Raw genomic sequence first — 21,734 nt, forward strand, 5'->3', positions numbered from 1 at the left:
GTTAGTCTAAAGATTATGTTGCTCTTTATTAGTTTTTATTATTCATATAAAATTTTTTTAATTCTATCGCTTGTTTTATTGAATACTCTGAAATATTGTTCCCAGCATACATTCTTGCAATTTCATATACTGATTCATTATCTGTTAACTTTTTAACTTTCGAAAATGTATTATTATCAACAACCTCCTTATATACATAAAAATGATTATCTGCAGCTGCAGCAACTTGTGGTAGATGAGTTACACTTAATACTTGTCTATTCTTTGATATTCCTTTCAATAATAACGATAATTTTAAACCAGTTACACCACTGATTCCGCTATCAATTTCATCAAAAACCATTAAGCATATATCGTCTTTTTCTGCAATTATAGCCTTAATTGATAATATAATCCTTGATAATTCTCCTCCTGATGCTATTTTTGATAGTGGTTTTAATTCTTGTCCAACATTTGCAGAAATCAAAAATTCTATATCGTCTACTCCATTTATTGATAATTCTTTTTTTTCAAATTTAATATCAAATTTTGAATCTGGCATTTCTAGCTGTTTAAGATTTTCAATAACTTTATTGATAAATATTGTAGCAGATTCTTTTCTAATTTTAGAAATTTGAATAGCTAAGTCTTCAAGTTGAGTTTTCAAATTAATTATTTCTGTTTTTAGTAGATTTATTTTTGAATTTGATCCTTCAATTGAATCTCTTTCTTTTAAAAGACTATTTTTATAATTTAATATATCTTCAATTGAGTTACCATATTTTTTCTTAATCTTATTAATCTTATCTAATCTTTCAATAATATAGTTAATATCATTTTCATCAACATCTAATTTATCTATGTCCTTATAAATTAGATCCCTAATATCTTCTAAATCAGCCAATATATTATTTAGCCTATCATAGTAATTAGAAAAGTTATTGCTAAATTTAGTTAAATCACTTATATATCTAAGACACAAGTTTATTTTTTCAATAATACTTCTATTGTATCCCTCACCTTTATCTAATTCATTGATAACTTTATGTATATTAGATTTAATTTTTGTAGCATTTATTATCATATCTTTTTTCTGTTCTAAAATTATATCCTCGCCTATCTTGGGATCTACATAATCAATTTCATTGATTTGGTAATTTATTAAATCTAATTTTCTTTCTTTTTCAGTTTCATTTAATAATAACTCATTTAACTCTTTTTGTTTAGTCACATATTCATTGTATAAAAAAGTGTATTCTCCTAATAATGGCTCTAATTGCTGATAACAATATCTGTCTAGTAATTTTAATTGTTCTTTCTTTTCATTCAATAATTTATTTTCAAATTGTCCATGTATCTCAATAAAATCCTTCATAATATCACGTAATAGTTGAAGGGAAACATAGCTATTATTTATTCTGCAAATATTTTTACCATTTAAAGATATTTCTCTATGAATATATAAAGTCTTTTCATCTACATTAATTCCATATTTAACTATCTTTTCTAGTTGACTATTATTCTCTATCTCAATAATGGCTGATACAGAGGCTTTATTTGCACCAGTTCTTATAATTTCTTTATTTGCTTTCATACCCATTAATAGTAACATTGAATCTATAATTATTGATTTTCCTGCTCCTGTTTCACCTGTAAAAATAGTCAATCCTTCCTCAAACTCAATTTCAAGTTTCTCAATAATAGCTATGTTTTCAATATATAATCGTTTGAACATATATTATCACCTTGATTTAATTGCTTGTATTCTGTCAACTATTTTTTCTGCATATTCAATGCTCTTAGTTGCAATAAAAATAGTATCATCGCCAGCAATTGTTCCAACAACTTCTGGCCAATCTAAACTATCAACTGCTGCTGCTGCACTTTGAGCTGCACCCATTATAGTCTTAATAATAACTAGATTGTCAGCTGTGTCAACATTAATGATTGCCTCTGAAAATACTTTTATTAATTTTTCTGTAATATTATTCTCTTTTGTTCCTAATACTGCATATTTATATTTTCCTGTTTCTGTTAATACTTTTGTTAGCCTTAATTCTTTTATATCTCTTGATATTGTTGCTTGGGTAACATCATATCCGAGATTCTTTAATATTTCAACTAATTCCTCTTGAGTTTCTATTTCGTTATTTTGAATAATATCTAAAATTCTTTGTTGTCTATCAGATTTCATTTTCCCACCTCATCCTTTTAATTTCTCTCTTAAAACATTATAAAAATTAGTATTATTTACTCTAATTAAATTTAGATAATATGAAGATGTAGTAACACAAATTTTTTGTTTTTCGTATAGGGGGGTTATTTCTTTGCCATCAATAGTAAGTAATGTATTATTATTATTATTTACTATCATCACTTTTCTATCAGGATTTAATATCAATGTTCTTGAATATAATGAATGAGGACATATTGGAGTTATCATAATCATATTTAAATTAGGTTCTACAACAGGCCCACCAGCAGATAGAGAATAGGCTGTTGAACCTGTTGCAGTTGATAATATTATTCCATCGCTTCTATAATTTTGAGCAAATACTTGATCTATATAAACATCTAAATTAATAATATTAAATCCATTTCTAATTAGGCATATATCATTTAAAGCAAGATAAGTTCTTTGGTCTATTGTTGTTTGCAATAAAAACCTTTTTTCAATTTTATAATTTTTCTCAAATATTTTTTTTAATTCTTCAACAATATTATCTTTATTTCCTTCTGTTAAATATCCTAATCTGCCAGCATTTATTCCAAATACCGGTATATTATTTTTAGCTGCTAAATCTACAACATTAAGTAATGTACCATCGCCACCAATTGTAATGATGATATCGTAGTTTTTTTCATTTGATTGTTCAATAAAGTTATACTCAAAGGATTTTTCTTTTATTTGACTAATTACTATATTTGTTAATTTTAACTCAGTATCTTTTGATTTATTTACATACAAACCTATTTTCATATCAATCCTACCATTCTAAATAATTATCCAGCAGGCCAACCAAATTTTCTCCCGCCTAATAAATGAAAATGTATATGCTTTACAGTTTGTCCAGCATCAATACCACAATTATTTATAATTCTAAATCCATTGTTATTAATGTCAAATTTTTTAGCTAATATAGGTATTATTTTCAAAATATGAGATATATCATTTATATTAGATTCATCTATATCCATAATACTCTCTATATGTGTTTTAGGTACAATTAATAGATGCACTGGAGCTGTTGGATTAATATCTTTAAAAGCTAAACATAGATCATCTTCATAAACAATCTCAGCAGGTATTGATTTAGATATAATCTTACAAAAGATACAATCATCCATAATAATCTCTCCTTCATTGTAAAAGATTACTAATTTGTTTTTTAACATAATTTATTGCATCATTTATTTTATCTTTCTCTTTGCCTCCACCTTGAGCAAAATCAGGTCTTCCTCCTCCTTTCCCACCTAAAATCTCTGAAACTTGTTGAACTAATTTACCACAATTTACTCCTCTTTTAACAGTTTCTTTTGTCGATGCAATTATAACTGTTATTTTTTCTTCAGCTATTACAAAACTAATAATTATACCTTTTGAATCCTTTTCTTTAATTCTATCAATTATTAGTTTTGTAGTTTCGATATCATAAGTATCAGTTTTTAGAAGATAAATATTAAAGTTATTAATAACTTCTTTATTTTTTGAAATATCTTCAATATATTGTTCAATTTGAAGTAATTTATAATACTTAATTTTATCCTCATATTCTTCAATCTTTTCTTCTAACATAGTAATTTTTTTAGTTATTTCATCATAACTATTTACTTTTAAATTATTCTTTAATTGATCCAAAATATTTTCGTAATTTACTAATAGATTAAATACTTTTTCTCCTGTTATAGCTTCAATTCTTCTAATACCTGCAGAAACACTACCTTCGGATATAATTTTAAATAATCCTATCTCTCCGGTATTATCAACATGTGTACCACCACATAATTCCATACTAAAGTCAGATACCTTAATAACCCTAACATTATTTGAATACTTTTCATCAAATAGTGCCGTAGCTCCCATTTTTATAGCTGAGTTTAAATCTGTTTCAATTTTTTCAATATCAATAGCTGATAAAATTACTCTATTAACTATATTTTCTATTTCTTTAATTTGTTCGTTTGTCAATGGTTGATAATGTGTAAAGTCAAATCTTAATCTTTCATCTGAAACAAGAGAACCACTTTGTGTAGCATGTTCTCCCAAAATAGTTCTCAATGCTTTATGAAGTAAATGTGTTGCAGTATGATTTCTTGATGTAGATTTACGTTTTCCTTCGTCAACAATTGTTTCAACTTGCATATTAATTTCTATCCAACCATTTAATACCTTAACATAATGTAATATTACTCCCTTAGGACCTTTTTTTACATCAGTTACAATACAAGTTGCAAAAGGTGTTTTAATTATGCCTTTATCAGCTAATTGTCCTCCACTCTCAGCGTAAAAAGTAGTTTTATTTAATATTAATATACCTTCGTTTCCTTCTTCAAGTTTCGATACTTCTTCATTTTCAGAAAAAATCTTAATTATATTTGCATTTGTATATAGAGTATTATAGCCTAAGAATTCAGTTGGAGGGAGGTCTTCAAAATCAAAGCTTGTCTCCTTCCATCCTACATTTTCTAAATCTTTTCTTGCTTCACGAGATCTTTCCTTTTGTTTTTCCATTAACAAATTAAATCCTTCTTCATCAACAACCAAATTATTTTCAGCCGCAATCTCCTTTGTAAGATCAATTGGAAATCCATAAGTGTCATATAATTTAAAAACAACTTCACTCGATAAAATACTTGTTTTTGATTTTTTGATATTTTCAATTTCTTGTTCTAAAAGTTCAAGTCCATTATCAATAGTCTTCAAAAATCTAGATTCTTCATTAAAAAGAACCTTTTTAATATATTCTTTTCTATTTTCCAACTCTGGGTATGCTCCTTTAAACATTTCGACAACTGCATCAACAACTTCATGTAAAAATGCAGACTTAATTCCAAGCAATCTACCATGTCTTGAAGCTCTTCTTATTAATCTTCGTAATACGTATCCTCGCCCTTCATTTGAAGGTAAAATGCCATCAGTTATCATAAACGAAGAACCTCTAATATGATCAGTAATTACCCTTATGGAAACATCAACTTCTTTGCTATCACCATATTTAACATTAGCAATTTCACATACTCTATCTCTAATATACTTTACAGTATCAATGTCAAATAAAGAATCAACTCCTTGCATTATTGCTGCAATTCTTTCCAAACCCATGCCTGTATCAATGTTAGGATTCTTTAATTTATTATAATTACCATTTTCATCTTTATCAAATTGTGTAAATACTAAATTCCAAAATTCAACGTATCTATCGCAATCACAACCTATACCACAAGTTTCTTTGCCGCATCCTTTTTCTGGGCCTCTATCATAATAGATTTCTGAACAAGGGCCACATGGACCAGTGCCAATTTCCCAGAAATTATCTTCCTTACCCATTCTAACTATGCGTTCAGCTTCTACACCAATTTCATTGTACCATATGTCAAATGCTTCATTATCATCTTGATATATTGTAACCCATAACCTATCTTTAGGTAATTTCAATACTTCTGTTACAAATTCCCATGCCCAAGTAATTGCTTCTCTTTTAAAATAATCACCAAATGAAAAATTACCAAGCATCTCAAAAAAAGTTGCATGTCTTGCTGTTTTACCAACACGCTCTATGTCTGGAGTTCTAATGCATTTTTGACATGTTGTAATTCTTTTTTTAGGTGGCTCTTCTATACCTAAAAAATATTGTTTCAATGGTGCCATTCCTGCATTTATTAGTAATAAACTTTTATCATTCTTAGGTATTAAAGAAAAACTAGGTAGCCTTAAATGACCTTTTGATTCAAAAAAAGATAAATATTTTTCTCTTATTTCATTTGCACTCATAAACATATTCATCAGCCTTCCTTAAATGATTTATACATGAGAAATTATACAATGACAACTAAATTTTATTAAAGCATTTTAATAAAGTCAATAAAAATTATACATATATTATTATTCTTTTTTTATAAACTTGCTATAAATTTCTATAACTAACTTTTTAAAAACAGTTATTATTGGTATAGCAAAAAACATTGAGAAAATACCAAATAGTTTCCCACAAATCATTAATGTTATTATAACTGTAATTGGATGAAGGCCTAACCTACTACCTATAAGTCTTGGAGAAATAAATAAACTGTCAATTTGTTGAACTACAAAATAAAAAATAATAACTAATATACCTTTTAAAAGTGAATCAGGCAATGCTACAATAAAAGCTGGTATCATTCCAATTATTGGACCAAAATATGGTATCATATTTGATAAACCTGCAATAATTCCTAATATTAGAGCAAATTTAATATCAAATATTATTAGACCAATAGTAATAATAATTCCTATTATTAATGCATCCACTAATTGTGCTCTTATATATTGATTCATTACTAAATTAATATCGCTAATTATTTTTATACCATCTTTTCTATAACTTTTGGGTAAAAGCCATTTGAACCATTTTGCAATTTCATCCCAGTCTTTAATAAAATAATATACTAATATAGGAATAATAATATAATAAAAAAGATTGCCATAACTGTATTGTATAATATTTAATATCTTATTTAGCATTTGATTGAATATGTTCTCTATCTTAACTTGGTTTTTAATTAATATATTATTTATATCTATGTTAAATTGATTAAAAAATGAAGTGTTGGCTTTAATTATCCAATTATTTATTGTATTAATAATATAAGGTATTGTAATAATAAGCTGTTTTATTTGATCTATTAATATAGGAATAAAATAAATGAAAAAAATAATAATTAGCGTTAAAAATATTGTAAAAATAAACATTATTGATATTGATTTGTTTTTTATAAATAAATTCATAAAGTCAACCATAGGTTTTATTAGGTAAGCAAGAAAAATAGATATAATTATAGGTATTATAATTGACCAAAGTTCATGTAGATTTGTAATAATAATAAACAATATAAAAATAACAAACAATATACTTATTAACAACTTCAAATCTATATTTTTCTTGGAAAACATAAAACTTCCTCCATTCATTATACAAAAAGGGAAGATTTAATCTTCCCTAATCTAATAAAAGCTCAATTAAATGGTACGCTTTAGAAGCAAGACCTTTCTTTGGATAATTTTTTTTAAATCTTTTCTTATCCCTTCTGGACATCATAGCACCTGTCATTGCTCCGATAATACTTCCAACAATTATGCCTTTTGTCATATCATTTCTCATAATATTATCCCTCACTTAAATAATAAATTTATTTTCTTTAAATATTATATCCTCAGGTGCTAAAATTATTTTTTTTGAATTTATAATTTGATCCCAAAAACTCTCAACAATTATAAAACTATTAATTTTGAAACTTTGATTATCAATTAAAATATCGTCAATAATGCCTATAAAATCTCCATCCTCAGTATATAATTCTTTTTTATAAAATTCTTTAATTGTGCATAAACCATTTATATCATTTGATGTTTTGTTAATATTAGTAAAATATATCTTTTCTGAACAAAATGACTCAATATCTTCAACTGAAATATAATAATTATTATTATTAATTATATTATTTTTTTGAACTACAAAATACTTTATTTCATAAAAAGCAAATAATATATCTATTACTTTACCAAAAGTTTCATTTGAATTTATATGATAAACAGGTTTACTAAATAATTGACTCCAGTAAATATTCATCTTTATTTCATTTCTTTTTTATTTTTATTATTATTTTTTATTAAATCAGCAAGAGTTATTACAAAATCATCTTTATATTCTTCAGATTTATTATATTCTTCGATATCTTTTAAAGATAATGATATTTTTCTTTTATCAACATCAATCTCAATTATCTTAGCTTTTATTTCATCACCAATGTGAAATGCAGAAGATAAAGGCTGATTATTTGATAATGCTATATTTGATATATGAACAAAAGCATCAATATCATCAAATGCTACAATAATACCAAAATTATGAATCTTTTTTACTTTACAGGTAATTATTTGCCCTAAATAAAGTTTATTAGCTTTTTCAATCCATGGATCAGGCTGTGTCTTTTTAATACTCAAAAAAATTCTCTTGTTTTCTTTATCAATATTTAAAACTTTTACATTTACTTTTTCTCCAATAGAATAAATATTTTTCAACTGATTTGCATTATTTGTATAGGATATTTCACTTAAGGGAACAAACCCTTGCAATCCATTAAACCCAATTATTAAACCTTTTTCAACAATTTTAACTATTGTTCCTTCATAAGTCTTTTGAAAATCAATTTCTCCATATATACTATCGAAAGCTTTTTCAAATTGTAATCTTATTAAATTTTTTCTACTACCGAAAGCAATACCCTTTTCACTATCAAATTTCGTAATGAGTACATCAAATTTTTTCCCTATTATGCTTTGAGAGAATTCCTCACCCCATTGGTTAAAAGATATATATACTTTTACACCTCTAAAATCTGTTTCAATACTTTTTTCTTTTATTTGTTTTACAACTACTGGAATTGGAATATTATTATTAAATTTTTCGAGAAGTTCAGCAATACCATTTTCTATATCAGCTTCTATTTTTGATAAAACAACATTACCTTCGTTATTGTATTCTTTTATCACTTTAGCTTCTATAATATCACCAATATTAACAATTGTATTAAGCTTTATGTCAATATTTTTGATGAAGTCGTTTTTATAAATAATACCTTCAGCTTTATATCCAATATCAAGGAGTATATAATCATCGGTAATCTTTAAAACTTTTCCTTTTATAATTTGACCTACTTGAATCTTTTTAAAAGTAAAATTGATAACTTCATCCATTGAAATATTATCTTGTTGATTATATTTTTTATCTAGATAATCAATAATATCATTTATCTGATCAGTAGAAGTTGATGCTCCTGCTGTTATTCCAATCTTCTCATATTTTGATAAATCTAAATCCTTAAGTTGATTTATATCTTCAATGAAAACTGATTTTACCATTTTGGAACAAATATTATATAGCTTATTAGTATTCGAACTTTTTCTATCACCTATTATCAACATTATGTCAACAGTCTTTGCTAAGTTTACTGCTTCTGTTTGCCTTTGATGCGTTGCATTACAAATAGTATTAAAGATTAATACATCAAAATTAGATTTTATATATTCTTCAATTTCACTCCATCTGTTTAAATCAAATGTTGTCTGACTTACAACAATTAATTTTTCATTATTTAGCAAATTCCCTTTTAATGCATTTATCACTTCATCTAAATTATTGGCTATAAAATATTTTCTATTGCTATTTATATAACTTATTATTCCAACTACTTCAGGATGACTTTTATCTCCTATTACTAAAACATCATATCCGTTGTTTGAATATTCCTCTACAATATTATGAATCTTTTTTACATAAGGGCAAGTGCAATCAATAACTGACTGTGCTTTTTGCGATAACAAATTCATTTCCTCTTTTGGTATACCATGAGACCTTATGAAAATAACATTATCTTTTTGAACATCATCAATATTTTCTAAAACTTCAATATTTAAATTTTTTAATTTTTCAATTACATAGTTGTTATGAATAAGCATTCCATATGATTTTATTTTTTTGTTTTTATTCGCTTTAGCATAAGTAATAACTTTATCAATTGCTCTTCCCACTCCAAAACAAAATCCAGCATTCTGAGAAACCTTTATTTTCATACTATTTCTCCTTTTCAATCAATTCTTTAATACTTAACATTATTTTTTCAACTATTTCTTCATTGTTATCTTCTTTATTAAATTTTATTGGATTACCAATCACAATACTTACCTTATGAAAAGGTTTAATTTCTCCACATATTGCAACAGGCAATACTGGAACATTAGTTAACTTAACAATTGTAGCAACACCTTTTTCACCTTTCAAAATTGTTTGATCTGTTTTATTTCTTTTTCCTTCAGGAAAAATACCTAAAATTTTCCCTTCCTTAATTACTTCAACTGATTTTTTTATAGCTTTAATATCAGATTTTCCTCTTTGTACAGGAAATGCACCAAATAATTTTAATATTGGTGACAAAAACCATAGTCTAAATAATTCACTTTTAGCCATAAATATTACTGGTTTTTCAAAGGAGATAATTATAAATACTGGATCCCAATAGCTTCTATGATTTGCACAAATTATGTATGGTGAATTAGGTATATTTTCTTTACCCTTTAATGATAAAAAAAACATAGGCTTAGCAACAATAAAAACCATCTTTCTTAATATATTTTGCAAAAAATTATATTTCATTATTGATCACCTTTATAAATAAACTATATATCTTTTCTAATACTTCATCTATAGATAAATTTGTTGAATCAATAACAATTGCATCTTCAGCTTTTTTTAATGGCGAAATTTCACGAGTAGTATCATTTAAGTCTCTTTGTTTTATTTCATCTAAAATTTTTAAATAATCTACTTCTATACCTTTTTGAGTAAGTTCGATGAATCTTCTTTTTGCTCTTTCTTCGACAGAAGCAGTTAAAAATATTTTAAGTTCTGCATCTGGAATAACACAAGTTCCAATATCTCTTCCATCCATAACAATACCTTTTCTTTTAGCAATTTCTTGTTGAATTGAAACTAACTTTTCTCTCACTTCTTTTATTTTTGATACATCAGATGCATACATTGAAATTTGATTATCTCTAATTTTCGCTGAAACATCAATCCCATCTAACAAGATAGTTTGTTGATTATCAATTATTCTAATATCAATTTTAGTTTCATTAAGAATATTAATTATATTTTCTCTGTCGTAAGATTTAATTCCTTTTTGTAATACTTTAAGTCCAACTGCTCTGTACATTGCTCCAGTATCAATATGAATATATCCTAATTTTTCTGCAAGTAATTTAGATATTGTACTTTTACCAGCACCAGCAGGACCATCAATTGATATATTTATTAATTTCAAAAATATCACCTCATTAAATCTTCTCTAAGTTTAACAGCATTATGAAGATAAACATGTTTTATTTCGACATTTTGATTAGTTTCTATTAACATCATAATTCTAATACATTTTCTTAACGAACCATCAATATCTAATTCTTGTGCACACATCAAAGGAATATCATTAAAACCTATTTTTCTTGCAGCTACTGCTGGAAATTCACTTTTTAAGTCTTTTGTCATAGTGAAAAAAATATAAACAATATTCTCTTTTTTTATATTATTTGTTGTTATAATCTTTTCTATTAGTTCTTGCGTTTTATTTATAATTTCCTCTTTATTATCTTCTTCTACTGTCGTAGCTCCTCTTATTGCTTTAATCAAGAAATTTCACCCCTTTAAATAACTCTGTGTCCAAGTCCAACAGCAATTTCATTTAAATGTAATAAACCTATTCCAAAAAATATAGCAACAGCTACATGCTCATTATACCTGGCAATCCCTATTTTACCACCAACATTCAAGCCTATTGCTTTTTGCATTATCTGAGAAATTGCTTCTCTTGTCGCACCAGCAACAGCACCTTCTTCATGGTGCGTTTCGTTAATTAAGCCTTCTCTTTTTGCCGCAACAACAGCTCTTTCAACTATTTTCATAACAGATGAAATAAATTCACCACCAAAATCAACTGCTGCAGTTTTTACTTGATATTTTAAAAATTCTTGTTGCAAAGCTTTTTCTTCATATCGGTCAGCTGATAATGCTATTTTTATAGCTATTCTTGATATCTCTCTTGAACCTAATTCTTTATTCATAAATCATCATCCTTTATAATAATGGTTTCATTTGTTCTAGATGTAAATGAGACATATCGTTTAATACGCTAATTATTCGTTTATTGTCCTTAATATCAATAATTGTTAAGCTGGTATTGCCAAACCAGCATTTTTTATAGAAAGATAAATCTAACTCCAGCAAAATAATTACAGAAAGTTTTATTATTCCACCGTGAGTAACAATTGCAATCCTTTTTTTATCAATTTTCATAATTGTGTTAATAAATTCTTCAACTCTTTTTTTTACATTGCTTAAACTTCTTTCCCCTGGGAAAATGGCAATTTCGGGATTCTCACGCCAAATTTTATATTGCTCTAAATAATTATCTTTTAGTTGATCAATAGTTAAGCCTTCCCAACTTCCAAATTCAATCTCTCTAATCAGATCATTTGTTTTAAATTCAGCATTTGGATGATATTGAATTATTTTTTTGGCTGTGTCATATGCCCTTTTTAAATTACTTGATAAAATCAAATCAAATTTTTCATCTTTTAATCGATATGCTATTCTTTCTGCTTGCCAAACTCCTGTATTATTCAGTTCCACATCAGAACAACCTTGTATTCTATTTAATTTATTCCATTCTGTTTCTCCATGTCTTATAAAATACAGCCTTTTCAAAATATCCCTCCATAAATATACTATTTATTATCTTTTTGATATACTTGGTACTCATCCCATATTTGTTCTAACTTATCAAATGATTTTGCTAAATCGTCTCTTTTTTTAAGTCCAATTGCTACAATAATAGCATTTATTACACTTAATGGAGCTACTAAAGAATCTGCAAAAGATACCATATCACTCCTACAAAGTAATACATGGTCAGAATATTTACATAATGGTGATGAAATGCTATCTGTTAATGATATTACCTTAGCTTCTTGATCTTTTGCATATTGTAATACTCTTATTGTCCTTTTTGAATACCTTGGAAAGCTTATTCCTATTATTACATCATCTTTAGTTATTCTAAATACTTGTTCAAATATATCACTAATACCACTTGTAGATACAATTTTTACGTTATCCAAAATCATATTCAAATAAAATCCAAGAAAGTCTGCTAGAGCTGCTGAACTTCTTATTCCAATAATATAAATTCTTTTTGCCTTTAGGATTTGGTCTATTATTGTATTAAATATGTCAACATCAATTTCTTCTAAAGTTTTCTTTATTCTTTCCATATCAAGTTGTAAAACATTTTTTAATATATTATCCTCATTTATTATTGTACTAGAAAGTTCTATTCTCTGAACTGAAGTTAATTTACCTTTTATATATTCTTGTAATGCCAATTGTAGTTCAGGATAACCATCATAACCTAATTTCTCAGCAAATCTTACAACTGTTGATTCAGATACCCCAACATTATTTCCTAATGTGAAAGCTGTCATAAATGCTGCCTTTTCAGCATGTTGTAGTATAAATTGAGCAATCTTTTTTTGTCCTTTGCTAAAATCAGGCATTAACTCATTAATTTTTTCACTTAAGTTCTTATCCATAAATAAAACCCCTTATGTTTTATATATACTTATCATAATTTTATCATTTATATGAGAAATTCCAAATATTATATTTTGAGATTTTAGACTCTTATTTAAAAAATCAATTATCTTATATAATGGAACATCTTTTTCAAACTCCATTGATGAAATTAATTCAAGTTTTTCATTTTCCATATTTATCACCACCAAAATTGTTTATAAATTTATAATATCAAATTAAAAATAAATATCAATAAATTAAGGGAGGATTTTCCTCCCTTATTTATAACTTTTTAATAAATTGCAAGAATAATTTCCCTTATTAACTTTGCTGCTAATAATGAAGTTCTATCAGAATTATCATAGTATGGCGAAACTTCAACTATATCAATTCCAACAATATTTAATCCTCTCAATAATAAAATTGAATCAATCATTTCTTGTGAAGATATTCCACCTGCCTCAGGAGTACCTGTCCCAGGTGCATATGCTGGATCTAAGACATCAATATCAATTGATAAATATATTTTTCTATCCTTTAGGTATGGAAGAACTTTTTTAAGTGGTTCAAATGCTTTAATTAAATTAAGATTGCTATTTTCCTTAGCAAAATATATTTCATCTTTGCACCCTGACCTAATACCAAATTGATATATATTTGTAAATCCTATTTTTTCCCCAATTCTTCTCATTACTGTTGCATGAGATAATTTTTCACCTAAAAATTCATCTCTCATATCTGCATGAGCATCAAAATGCAATACCACAATATCATTGTAAAAATTAAATGCTGCCTCAACTAGAGGATATGAAACTAAATGTTCACCACCCAAAAATATTGGTATTTTTCCATCTTTAAAGATATCATATGCAAACTCATATATTAAATCAATTGATTTTTTTGTATTACCAAATGGTAATTCAAGATCTCCTAAATCAATATATTTTGAATCTGAAAGATTTTTGTCCTGATAGACAGAGTATTCTTCAATACTCGCAGATACTTCTCTTATTTTTGAAGGACCAAATCTTGATCCTGGCTTGAAACTAACAGTAAAATCCATAGGAATTCCAGCAATTACTATCTTACTACTTTCATAATTATCAGATGATAATAAAAATTGACTTTTGTATATATTACTTGGCATTAAATTTACTTCTCCTTTATTTAATAATATCATTTACAAAATTTGGTAATGCAAACAGTGCTTTATGAACTTGTTTATTATAATATTTTGTTGGTATATCTTCTATTTTTGATATATCAACTTCTAATGGATCGTATGTTTTTGAACCCAAAGTAAATGTCCAAGCACCACTCGGATATGTTGGAACAAATCCAGCATATAATCTTGTAATTGGGAATATTCCTTTTACTGTTGAAAATACACTCCTTATCAAATCTTTATTGAAAAATGGAGATTCTGTTTGAGCAACAAATATTCCATCGTCTTTCAAACACTCAAAAATTGATCTATAAAATTCTTCTTGGAATAATCCAACAGCTGGTCCTACTGGATCTGTTGAATCAACAATTACTACATCAAATTTGTTCTTATTTTCGGCAACATATTTAATTCCATCAGTTATTATAACCTCAGATCTTGGGTCATCTAAAGCAACACTTATCTCAGGAAAATATTTTTTACTTGCTTCAACAACATATTTATCAATTTCGATGAGATAAGCCTTCTTAACTGAATTATGCTTTAGTATTTCTCTTATTACACCACCATCTCCACCACCAATTACAGCAACATATTCTGGATTAGGGTGTGTAAATAAAGCAACGTGAGAAATTAGCTCATGATAACAAAATTCATCTTCAACTGTTGTTTGAACAGTGCCATCTAAAACAAGCATTCTTCCAAATTGTTTTGTATCAATAACAGCTAAATCTTGATATTCAGTTTTTTGTGTATACAAAGTTCTTGATACTTTGCAAGTAATACCAAGATCAGGTGTTTGCTTTTCTGTAAACCATAATTCCATTTCAGACATATTGTAATACCTCCTTAAACTATTTATAAACAGTGAATATATTACAACAAATAAATATTAATTGTCAAAAATATTTAGTTCATCCTTCCTATCATATCTATGAAATTTAATACTTTGTTAGAGCTAATAATTTTAGAAAATGAAATCTTTTCTGATAATATATTTAGCAAGAAAACTATTATTAATAATATTACTATTAATATAAAATTAAAACTACAATTATGAATTATATTATATGATAAATAAAAACCAAAAAGATTTGATCCTGAATCCCCTAGCATATATTTTTCTTGAAGATCACCTTTAATTAATATTATTGCCAGTATAATTGGTAGAATAGTAGTTATATTAATACTTGAGAAAGGTATTGTTATAACATAAAATAAAATAAAAATCTTTAAACATCTACCAGGTCTCAAATCAAATAAATTCATTAAATTAATTAATAAAGAAATGAATAAAAGAAGAATAATTGCTTTATATAAATTATTATTTTTATAAAATACTATTGGAATTACACTTATTGGTATAAACACCATTTTGATAAAGCCAGTTGAAATTTTTTTTTCTTTTAAAAAACTTTTTATATGCCCTTTGAATCCTTTATTTTTAATATCGCCAAAAATATCATCAATAAAACCAATAAATGAAACAAAAATAGAAACACTATAAAATAATATAAATTTCTCAAATTCAAAATATTGAATATATTTAAACTGATATATTATATAAGTAAAACTAATATTAAATATAGAAATTAGTATTATACTAGCACCAACACTTGATGGTAATTCAATATCTCTATAATTTCTTTTTGTAATATTTTTTGCTTTTTGCAATTCCACAAACACTTTTATCAATATTATTTCAAGCAAAAAATTAATAATTAATATAAATAAAAATATAAATGAATTCATCTAAACTACTCCCACCATTTTTTTAATGCCACATTTAAAATGTCTTTGAGTTGCTTTGCTTTATGCAATAAACTTTTTAAATCCTTACCTTTCTCATTGTGGTTGAAATTAAATGGAACTTCTAAGATTTTGTAATTTTTATTTAAAATATCAATTGTCATTGATAATTCAATACCATATCTATTTTCTTTTATAACTATATGATCAATTATTAATTTTTTATAAATCCTTTGACCAGATAATGGATATTTAATTGTTCTTTTTGTATAAATAAATAATACAAGTTTTGTTATTAATTTTAATATCCCGAAACCCTTCTTTTTTACTTTGTTTGGATATCCAATAATAACATCATATCTTTCTAAGTCTCTAATATATGTTAAAAATTCTTTTAATTCAATAAAATCAACAACTAAGTCACAATCCAGAAAAATGTAATTATTAAAATTAAAAGGTTTTGCATACTCAATAGCCTTTCTAAGAGCAAAACCTTTCCCCATATTTTTTTCATTCCTAATATATATTATGTCTTTTGACACATAATTAAAATCATTACTCGAACCATCATCAACAACAATTATTTTATCAATGAATTTAATATTAAGTAAATTATCTAATAACACTTTAAAAGAGCTTGGTGGATTGTAAGCTGGAATAATTACCACTGTTTTCAAAATTATCATCCCATTCTACTATTGTTGTGAACTAACAATTTGGTTATAATAACTTAGCATATTCTGTTTTCTTGTAATAATAATTTTTTCACTATCCTTATAATTTAGAAAGTTACCTGGTAAAATTGCTGTTGCCTCTTTTTTTACTCCATAATTACCTGAATTTCCTCTAATTAATTCGATCATAGATACTAAGCCTGTCAACTCATCTATATTATCAACAGTATCTAACCCATTGTTCTTATATTTTTCGCAATAATTTTCTTCACTATATGAATGCTGAACTCCTATTAAAGATAATTTAGGTAGCTTATTTAATATCTTTATAATCTTAAAATCTATCTTATCAAAATTATTATTACCTTTTGAATTACCTCCACCAATCAATACACAATCAGCAATACCTTTTGCATAATTATTTTCTTCAATCATCTTATTATCTTTTAAGTATTTTATCACATCATTATTGATACTAAATAAAAGATAATTTGTAATACTAGTAAATATATATTCCTCTTTATTTTCTACTGTTATATCTGAATTTTGAATATAATTTACTAAATTGTTATAATTATTTAAAAAGCTTTGTTTTATTTTTATAGTTTTAATCAAATTTATCTTGTTTTTTCTTAAGAAATCTATAGTTTCATTGTATGAATAATCATTTGACGTAACTAATAATGCTATATTTGATAAATTGTTGCCATTATTTATATATGAGTTAACTAACATCTGATTTAATTTTTCTTTTTGAGATAAATCATCTTTTGCTTGGTTCAAATCTTTTAATAGTTTTTCATTTTCATTTCTTAATAAAGCAATATTTCTATCAATTACTTGAATTTGTTGACTAAATTGCTTTTGTAAAAGCTTTTCTCCATTTGTCATAAAACCAATAAAAATTCCTATCCCTAATGCAAGAAAAATTGAAACAATTGTTATAACAAAATATTTAATACTTACTCCATTCATTTTTTCTTACCTCAATAGTGATTTTAGTTTTAACTGAACAAAATAAAACAAATACTGAAATGGTGGCGTTGTCAATATTATTGCAAACAATGGTATCAATGCAGCCATTATAATAAACAATAAATATTTAACGCTGAATTTTTCAGTGTATAACTTACTTACACCTTTTGCATCAACTAATTTTGATCCTATTTTTAGTCTAACTAATAGAGTGCTTGCCATTCCTTTACGACCTTTTTCCAAAAAGTCTAATATATTTGTATGTGATCCAACAGAAACTATTAGCTCAGCACCTTTCTCATATGCTAATAATAAAGCTACATCTTCACTTGTTCCAGGGCAAGATATAATATTTGCATCAATTCCTATTTCTTTCACTTTTTTTAGCCCTGGAGCATAACCATTTGTATATGAATGTACAATTATTTCTTTGCAAGCAAGCATACTTCTTTCGCTAATACTATCCATGTCACCAATAATTATATCTGGCTTTATATTTTCATCTAACAGTGCATCAGCTGCTCCATCAACAGCCATAATAACAGGCTTTACTTCTTTAATATAATTTTTTATTGCTTTAATATCCTTTTTAAAGCTTGTACCCCTTGTAACAACTAAAACTTGTTTCCCAGCAAATGATGTTTTTAGTGTTGGCATTTCAAAATTACCAAGAATAAAAGATTTTTCTTTTCTTGCATATTCTAATGTATTTTGAATAAATTCATCAAGTAATGTCTCCATATTTTTATAGCTTATTTCATATTTGCGTAAAAAATCATTATAGTCAAGTTGATTTATATTACATAAGAATATTTTGTTTATAAAAAGCTTATCATCATTTATTTCAACAAAATCTCCTTCTTCAATATTATTAAAAATATCAATACCAACATTATCATATATAATAATATTATTTTCCAATAATATCTTTACGCCATTTGCAGGATATTTACCAGTAAAAGATTGAGCACAGTTTATAACTAATTTAACTCCTTTTTCAATCAATGAATATGCTGCAACCTCATCAATATCTTCATGAAAAATTATTGGAATATCATTTTTTTTGAGTCTTTTAACTAAGTTTTTTGTTTTAGCATCTTTTTTGGCATAACCAGATAATTTCATTATTTCATCACTCATTTTATTATTTTTGTAAGTTAGGATTAACAATCTCTCTCCAAGATAAATCACCTCTATCGAGAGCTTTAATTAATAATTCAGCTGTAGCAATATTTGTTGCAAGAGGTATATTATGAACATCACAAAGTCTCAAAAGTGCTGTTACATCAGGTTCATGCGGTTGAGCTGTTAATGGGTCTCTTAAGAATATTACCATATCAATTTGATTATATGCTATTAATGAACCAATTTGTTGATCTCCACCTAAAGGACCTGGTAAAAATCTATTTACTTCAATACCTGTTGCTTCATTTATCAATCTTCCTGTTGTTCCTGTTGCATAAAGTGTATGCTTAGAAAGTATAAATTTATATGCAATTGCAAATTGAATCATTAATTCCTTCTTTTTATCATGTGCTATTAATGCTATGTTCATTATAAATCCTCCCTAAAAAATGGTTTTGTAATTTTGTTTATAAATGTTCTGCACAAGCCCAAGAGAAGCCATACAAGTAAGTAACGAACTTCCGCCATAACTTATAAAAGGTAATGGAATACCTGTAACTGGCATAAGTCCGATGGTCATAGCGATATTTACAAATACTTGAAAAGAAAACATTGTTGCTATACCTATAACTATGAAATAGCCTTCTTTATCTTTGAGTTTCATAGCCAAGTTTACGATTCTTAAAATTAATAGAGTAAATAAAATAATAATTATTATACAACCTATAAAACCAAATTCCTCTCCAGCAATTCCAAAAATAAAATCAGTTTCTTTAACAGGTATATTTTTTATGCCTAAAAAAAGTCCCTTACCAAATAGTTTACCAGATCCAATTGCAGTAATAGACTGAAGAACTTGATAACCTTTACCTAATGGATCTTTATAGGGATTAAGAAGTATTAATATTCTGTCTTTTTGATGAGGAAATAATATATATTTCCATGATATTGGTATCATAATAATAGCAAATATTAAAGAATAAAAAATATATTTAAGATCTAGTCCTGCTACAAAAATAATAATAATAAGACTAGCAATAAATACTGAAGCAGTTCCTAAATCTGGTTGCTTAAAAACTAATAAAATAGGAATACCAGATAGTAATAATACCTTCAATAAATTTGTAATTTTATTAATATCATTTGTGTTTGAAACATATTTTGCAATAAAAATAACCATAAGTAGTTTAGAAATTTCTGAAGGTTGAAAAGAAAAAGGCCCTAATTTTATCCATCTTTGACCACCTAAAATATTTACACCCTTAAAATCTACATATAAAAGCATCCCAATTACAAAAATATAAAATATAATATAAAAATTTATAATAATTTTATAATCGACTAGATAGAAAACAAAAAAAACAATAAGTCCTATACAAAACCACATAAACTGTGTAAATAAAAGTTTATATTGTCCTGTTTCCAATAAATTAGAGGCACTAGCGATCAATAAAAATCCAATAAATATTAGTATTATCATTAATATGAACATAACAATATCTATCTTTATTTTCTTTACATTTTCTGAATTTGTACCTTTCATTATTTGATAAACACTCCAGAAATTATTATTTTGAATCTGATTCTTTATTTTTTAGTGATTTAATAGGTATGTTAGCAACCAGTGCTGGCACTAAATCTCCCTTTTCTTCTGATTGAGTTCTTGTTATTTGAATTTCGAGTAAGTTTTCATCAATTATTATATATTTTTGGATAGCCTTTAGTATTTCATTTTTTATCATCTCAAGTAATTCTGGGGATACGTTCGCCCTGTCATGTATTAAAACTAACTTTAAACGTTCTTTAGCAATATCTTTAGAGTTTTGCTTTGAAAAAAATCGATTAAAAAATTCAAACATTTAATCTCCTCCTAAGAATTACTTAAACCAAATATTCTTTTAAGCTTATTAAAGAATGTATCTTGGACTTCGTTACTAATAATTGGTATATTTTCTCCTAAAATTCGTTTTGCAATGTTCCTATATTCGTTACCTGATTTCGATTTATCATCAACAACAACTGGTTCACCTTTGTTTGTTGATACTATTATTCTTTCATCATCAGGTATTATTCCTAATAAATCAATTGAAAGAATTTCTAGAATATCGTCAATATCCATCATATCCCCACGTCTTACCATATCAAATCTTATTCTGTTAATAACAAGTCTTGGGTTATGTATTTCATAAGCTTCAAGTAATCCAATTATTCTATCTGCATCCCTAACAGCAGAGACTTCTGGTGTTGTAACAACAATTGCTTTATCAGCTCCAGCAATTGCATTTTTAAATCCTTGTTCAATTCCTGCAGGACAATCAATAATAATAAAATCAAAATCATTTTTTAATTCGTTACACAATTCCTTCATTTGCTCTGGTGAAACAGCAGTTTTATCCTTTGATTGTGCAGCAGGTAAAAGATATAACCCTTCAAACCTTTTATCTTTAATTAAAGCTTGTTTTGGTTTACACCTACCTTCTACAACATCAACAATATCAAATACAATTCTGTTTTCTAATCCCATAACAACGTCTAAGTTTCTAAGACCAATATCAGCATCAATAAGAGCTACTTTTTTACCTAATATACTTAAATAAGTCCCAACATTTGCTGTAGTAGTTGTTTTACCTACTCCACCTTTTCCAGAAGTAACAACATAAACTTCTCCCATTATCAAACTCTCCT

Annotated in this window: 26 protein-coding genes; all 26 read right to left on the reverse strand. The window is 26.1% G+C overall.

Features of this window, described 5'->3' with window-relative positions; translation table 11 throughout:
* Positions 1–28: 28 nt before the first annotated feature.
* Positions 29–1,714: a DNA repair protein RecN gene (gene recN / locus ACAG39_02355; protein ID MEZ0536074.1), complete on the reverse strand. Its 1,686-nt coding sequence runs from the start codon at positions 1,712–1,714 to the stop codon at positions 29–31.
* Between the two features lie 6 nt (positions 1,715–1,720).
* Entirely contained in the window at positions 1,721–2,173 is a 453-nt protein-coding gene (locus ACAG39_02360; protein ID MEZ0536075.1) for an arginine repressor, read from the reverse strand.
* Positions 2,174–2,182: 9 nt separating this feature from the next.
* Complete coding sequence (locus tag ACAG39_02365) at positions 2,183–2,959, reverse strand: NAD(+)/NADH kinase (GenBank protein ID MEZ0536076.1); 777 nt, start codon at positions 2,957–2,959, stop codon at positions 2,183–2,185.
* Between the two features lie 23 nt (positions 2,960–2,982).
* On the reverse strand, positions 2,983–3,327 hold the full coding sequence (locus ACAG39_02370) for a histidine triad nucleotide-binding protein (protein MEZ0536077.1): 345 nt from the start codon (positions 3,325–3,327) through the stop codon (positions 2,983–2,985).
* Positions 3,328–3,340: 13 nt separating this feature from the next.
* Positions 3,341–5,977 (reverse strand): alanine--tRNA ligase, encoded by a 2,637-nt coding sequence (gene alaS, locus ACAG39_02375; protein ID MEZ0536078.1) that lies wholly within the window; start codon positions 5,975–5,977, stop codon positions 3,341–3,343.
* Positions 5,978–6,082: 105 nt separating this feature from the next.
* Positions 6,083–7,129, reverse strand: coding sequence for an AI-2E family transporter (locus tag ACAG39_02380; GenBank protein MEZ0536079.1), 1,047 nt, complete (start codon positions 7,127–7,129; stop codon positions 6,083–6,085).
* A gap of 46 nt (positions 7,130–7,175) precedes the next feature.
* Positions 7,176–7,337 carry a hypothetical protein gene (locus tag ACAG39_02385; GenBank protein ID MEZ0536080.1) on the reverse strand — a complete coding sequence of 54 codons (162 nt, stop codon included), beginning with the start codon at positions 7,335–7,337 and terminating at the stop codon, positions 7,176–7,178.
* A gap of 15 nt (positions 7,338–7,352) precedes the next feature.
* Positions 7,353–7,805 (reverse strand): PRC-barrel domain-containing protein, encoded by a 453-nt coding sequence (locus ACAG39_02390; protein MEZ0536081.1) that lies wholly within the window; start codon positions 7,803–7,805, stop codon positions 7,353–7,355.
* A 2-nt stretch (positions 7,806–7,807) separates the two neighbouring features.
* Positions 7,808–9,808: a 4-hydroxy-3-methylbut-2-enyl diphosphate reductase gene (gene ispH / locus ACAG39_02395; GenBank protein MEZ0536082.1), complete on the reverse strand. Its 2,001-nt coding sequence runs from the start codon at positions 9,806–9,808 to the stop codon at positions 7,808–7,810.
* Position 9,809: 1 nt separating this feature from the next.
* The gene (locus ACAG39_02400; GenBank protein MEZ0536083.1) at positions 9,810–10,388 is read right to left on the reverse strand and encodes a lysophospholipid acyltransferase family protein; all 579 of its coding nucleotides are present in this window, start codon (positions 10,386–10,388) and stop codon (positions 9,810–9,812) included.
* Entirely contained in the window at positions 10,378–11,058 is a 681-nt protein-coding gene (gene cmk, locus ACAG39_02405) for a (d)CMP kinase (GenBank protein ID MEZ0536084.1), read from the reverse strand. The genes ACAG39_02400 and cmk overlap by 11 nt, the downstream gene beginning before the upstream one ends.
* A gap of 5 nt (positions 11,059–11,063) precedes the next feature.
* A complete protein-coding gene (gene aroH / locus ACAG39_02410) occupies positions 11,064–11,420 on the reverse strand; it encodes a chorismate mutase (GenBank protein MEZ0536085.1) in 357 nt (118 codons plus the stop codon).
* A 14-nt stretch (positions 11,421–11,434) separates the two neighbouring features.
* Positions 11,435–11,851, reverse strand: coding sequence for a HutP family protein (locus ACAG39_02415; GenBank protein MEZ0536086.1), 417 nt, complete (start codon positions 11,849–11,851; stop codon positions 11,435–11,437).
* 13 nt (positions 11,852–11,864) lie between these two features.
* Complete coding sequence (locus tag ACAG39_02420) at positions 11,865–12,494, reverse strand: histidine phosphatase family protein (GenBank protein ID MEZ0536087.1); 630 nt, start codon at positions 12,492–12,494, stop codon at positions 11,865–11,867.
* Positions 12,495–12,514: 20 nt separating this feature from the next.
* The gene (locus tag ACAG39_02425; protein MEZ0536088.1) at positions 12,515–13,378 is read right to left on the reverse strand and encodes a MurR/RpiR family transcriptional regulator; all 864 of its coding nucleotides are present in this window, start codon (positions 13,376–13,378) and stop codon (positions 12,515–12,517) included.
* 12 nt (positions 13,379–13,390) lie between these two features.
* On the reverse strand, positions 13,391–13,555 hold the full coding sequence (locus ACAG39_02430; protein ID MEZ0536089.1) for a DUF4264 family protein: 165 nt from the start codon (positions 13,553–13,555) through the stop codon (positions 13,391–13,393).
* Between the two features lie 98 nt (positions 13,556–13,653).
* The gene (gene speB, locus ACAG39_02435) at positions 13,654–14,508 is read right to left on the reverse strand and encodes an agmatinase (protein ID MEZ0536090.1); all 855 of its coding nucleotides are present in this window, start codon (positions 14,506–14,508) and stop codon (positions 13,654–13,656) included.
* Between the two features lie 16 nt (positions 14,509–14,524).
* Positions 14,525–15,352 (reverse strand): polyamine aminopropyltransferase, encoded by an 828-nt coding sequence (gene speE / locus ACAG39_02440; protein MEZ0536091.1) that lies wholly within the window; start codon positions 15,350–15,352, stop codon positions 14,525–14,527.
* Between the two features lie 83 nt (positions 15,353–15,435).
* The gene (locus tag ACAG39_02445; GenBank protein MEZ0536092.1) at positions 15,436–16,278 is read right to left on the reverse strand and encodes a hypothetical protein; all 843 of its coding nucleotides are present in this window, start codon (positions 16,276–16,278) and stop codon (positions 15,436–15,438) included.
* Positions 16,279–16,283: 5 nt separating this feature from the next.
* The gene (locus tag ACAG39_02450; protein ID MEZ0536093.1) at positions 16,284–16,943 is read right to left on the reverse strand and encodes a glycosyltransferase family 2 protein; all 660 of its coding nucleotides are present in this window, start codon (positions 16,941–16,943) and stop codon (positions 16,284–16,286) included.
* A gap of 27 nt (positions 16,944–16,970) precedes the next feature.
* The gene (locus ACAG39_02455) at positions 16,971–17,924 is read right to left on the reverse strand and encodes a copper transporter (GenBank protein ID MEZ0536094.1); all 954 of its coding nucleotides are present in this window, start codon (positions 17,922–17,924) and stop codon (positions 16,971–16,973) included.
* 6 nt (positions 17,925–17,930) lie between these two features.
* Positions 17,931–19,049 carry a putative cytokinetic ring protein SteA gene (gene steA / locus ACAG39_02460; protein ID MEZ0536095.1) on the reverse strand — a complete coding sequence of 373 codons (1,119 nt, stop codon included), beginning with the start codon at positions 19,047–19,049 and terminating at the stop codon, positions 17,931–17,933.
* A gap of 19 nt (positions 19,050–19,068) precedes the next feature.
* Positions 19,069–19,479: a methylglyoxal synthase gene (gene mgsA, locus ACAG39_02465; protein ID MEZ0536096.1), complete on the reverse strand. Its 411-nt coding sequence runs from the start codon at positions 19,477–19,479 to the stop codon at positions 19,069–19,071.
* Positions 19,480–19,491: 12 nt separating this feature from the next.
* A complete protein-coding gene (rodA, locus tag ACAG39_02470; protein MEZ0536097.1) occupies positions 19,492–20,592 on the reverse strand; it encodes a rod shape-determining protein RodA in 1,101 nt (366 codons plus the stop codon).
* A 25-nt stretch (positions 20,593–20,617) separates the two neighbouring features.
* Positions 20,618–20,908: a cell division topological specificity factor MinE gene (minE, locus tag ACAG39_02475; protein MEZ0536098.1), complete on the reverse strand. Its 291-nt coding sequence runs from the start codon at positions 20,906–20,908 to the stop codon at positions 20,618–20,620.
* 11 nt (positions 20,909–20,919) lie between these two features.
* A complete protein-coding gene (gene minD, locus ACAG39_02480) occupies positions 20,920–21,720 on the reverse strand; it encodes a septum site-determining protein MinD (protein MEZ0536099.1) in 801 nt (266 codons plus the stop codon).
* Positions 21,721–21,734: the final 14 nt, after the last annotated feature.

This window comes from Caldicellulosiruptoraceae bacterium PP1 (assembly GCA_041320695.1).
Classification (GTDB): domain Bacteria; phylum Bacillota; class Thermoanaerobacteria; order Caldicellulosiruptorales; family Caldicellulosiruptoraceae; genus JBGGOQ01.

What these genes read in the sequence shown, in the direction of transcription:
- recN (MEZ0536074.1), bottom strand. Translation starts at nt 1,714, where the DNA reads ATGTTCAAACGATTATATATTGAAAACATAGCTATTATTGAGAAACTT.
- ACAG39_02360 (MEZ0536075.1), bottom strand. Translation starts at nt 2,173, where the DNA reads ATGAAATCTGATAGACAACAAAGAATTTTAGATATTATTCAAAATAAC.
- ACAG39_02365 (MEZ0536076.1), bottom strand. Translation starts at nt 2,959, where the DNA reads ATGAAAATAGGTTTGTATGTAAATAAATCAAAAGATACTGAGTTAAAA.
- ACAG39_02370 (MEZ0536077.1), bottom strand. Translation starts at nt 3,327, where the DNA reads ATGGATGATTGTATCTTTTGTAAGATTATATCTAAATCAATACCTGCT.
- alaS (MEZ0536078.1), bottom strand. Translation starts at nt 5,977, where the DNA reads ATGTTTATGAGTGCAAATGAAATAAGAGAAAAATATTTATCTTTTTTT.
- ACAG39_02380 (MEZ0536079.1), bottom strand. Translation starts at nt 7,129, where the DNA reads ATGTTTTCCAAGAAAAATATAGATTTGAAGTTGTTAATAAGTATATTG.
- ACAG39_02385 (MEZ0536080.1), bottom strand. Translation starts at nt 7,337, where the DNA reads ATGAGAAATGATATGACAAAAGGCATAATTGTTGGAAGTATTATCGGA.
- ACAG39_02390 (MEZ0536081.1), bottom strand. Translation starts at nt 7,805, where the DNA reads ATGAATATTTACTGGAGTCAATTATTTAGTAAACCTGTTTATCATATA.
- ispH (MEZ0536082.1), bottom strand. Translation starts at nt 9,808, where the DNA reads ATGAAAATAAAGGTTTCTCAGAATGCTGGATTTTGTTTTGGAGTGGGA.
- ACAG39_02400 (MEZ0536083.1), bottom strand. Translation starts at nt 10,388, where the DNA reads ATGAAATATAATTTTTTGCAAAATATATTAAGAAAGATGGTTTTTATT.
- ACAG39_02415 (MEZ0536086.1), bottom strand. Translation starts at nt 11,851, where the DNA reads ATGAATAAAGAATTAGGTTCAAGAGAGATATCAAGAATAGCTATAAAA.
- ACAG39_02425 (MEZ0536088.1), bottom strand. Translation starts at nt 13,378, where the DNA reads ATGGATAAGAACTTAAGTGAAAAAATTAATGAGTTAATGCCTGATTTT.
- ACAG39_02430 (MEZ0536089.1), bottom strand. Translation starts at nt 13,555, where the DNA reads ATGGAAAATGAAAAACTTGAATTAATTTCATCAATGGAGTTTGAAAAA.
- speB (MEZ0536090.1), bottom strand. Translation starts at nt 14,508, where the DNA reads ATGCCAAGTAATATATACAAAAGTCAATTTTTATTATCATCTGATAAT.
- speE (MEZ0536091.1), bottom strand. Translation starts at nt 15,352, where the DNA reads ATGGAATTATGGTTTACAGAAAAGCAAACACCTGATCTTGGTATTACT.
- ACAG39_02445 (MEZ0536092.1), bottom strand. Translation starts at nt 16,278, where the DNA reads ATGAATTCATTTATATTTTTATTTATATTAATTATTAATTTTTTGCTT.
- ACAG39_02455 (MEZ0536094.1), bottom strand. Translation starts at nt 17,924, where the DNA reads ATGAATGGAGTAAGTATTAAATATTTTGTTATAACAATTGTTTCAATT.
- steA (MEZ0536095.1), bottom strand. Translation starts at nt 19,049, where the DNA reads ATGAAATTATCTGGTTATGCCAAAAAAGATGCTAAAACAAAAAACTTA.
- mgsA (MEZ0536096.1), bottom strand. Translation starts at nt 19,479, where the DNA reads ATGAACATAGCATTAATAGCACATGATAAAAAGAAGGAATTAATGATT.
- rodA (MEZ0536097.1), bottom strand. Translation starts at nt 20,592, where the DNA reads ATGAAAGGTACAAATTCAGAAAATGTAAAGAAAATAAAGATAGATATT.
- minE (MEZ0536098.1), bottom strand. Translation starts at nt 20,908, where the DNA reads ATGTTTGAATTTTTTAATCGATTTTTTTCAAAGCAAAACTCTAAAGAT.
- minD (MEZ0536099.1), bottom strand. Translation starts at nt 21,720, where the DNA reads ATGGGAGAAGTTTATGTTGTTACTTCTGGAAAAGGTGGAGTAGGTAAA.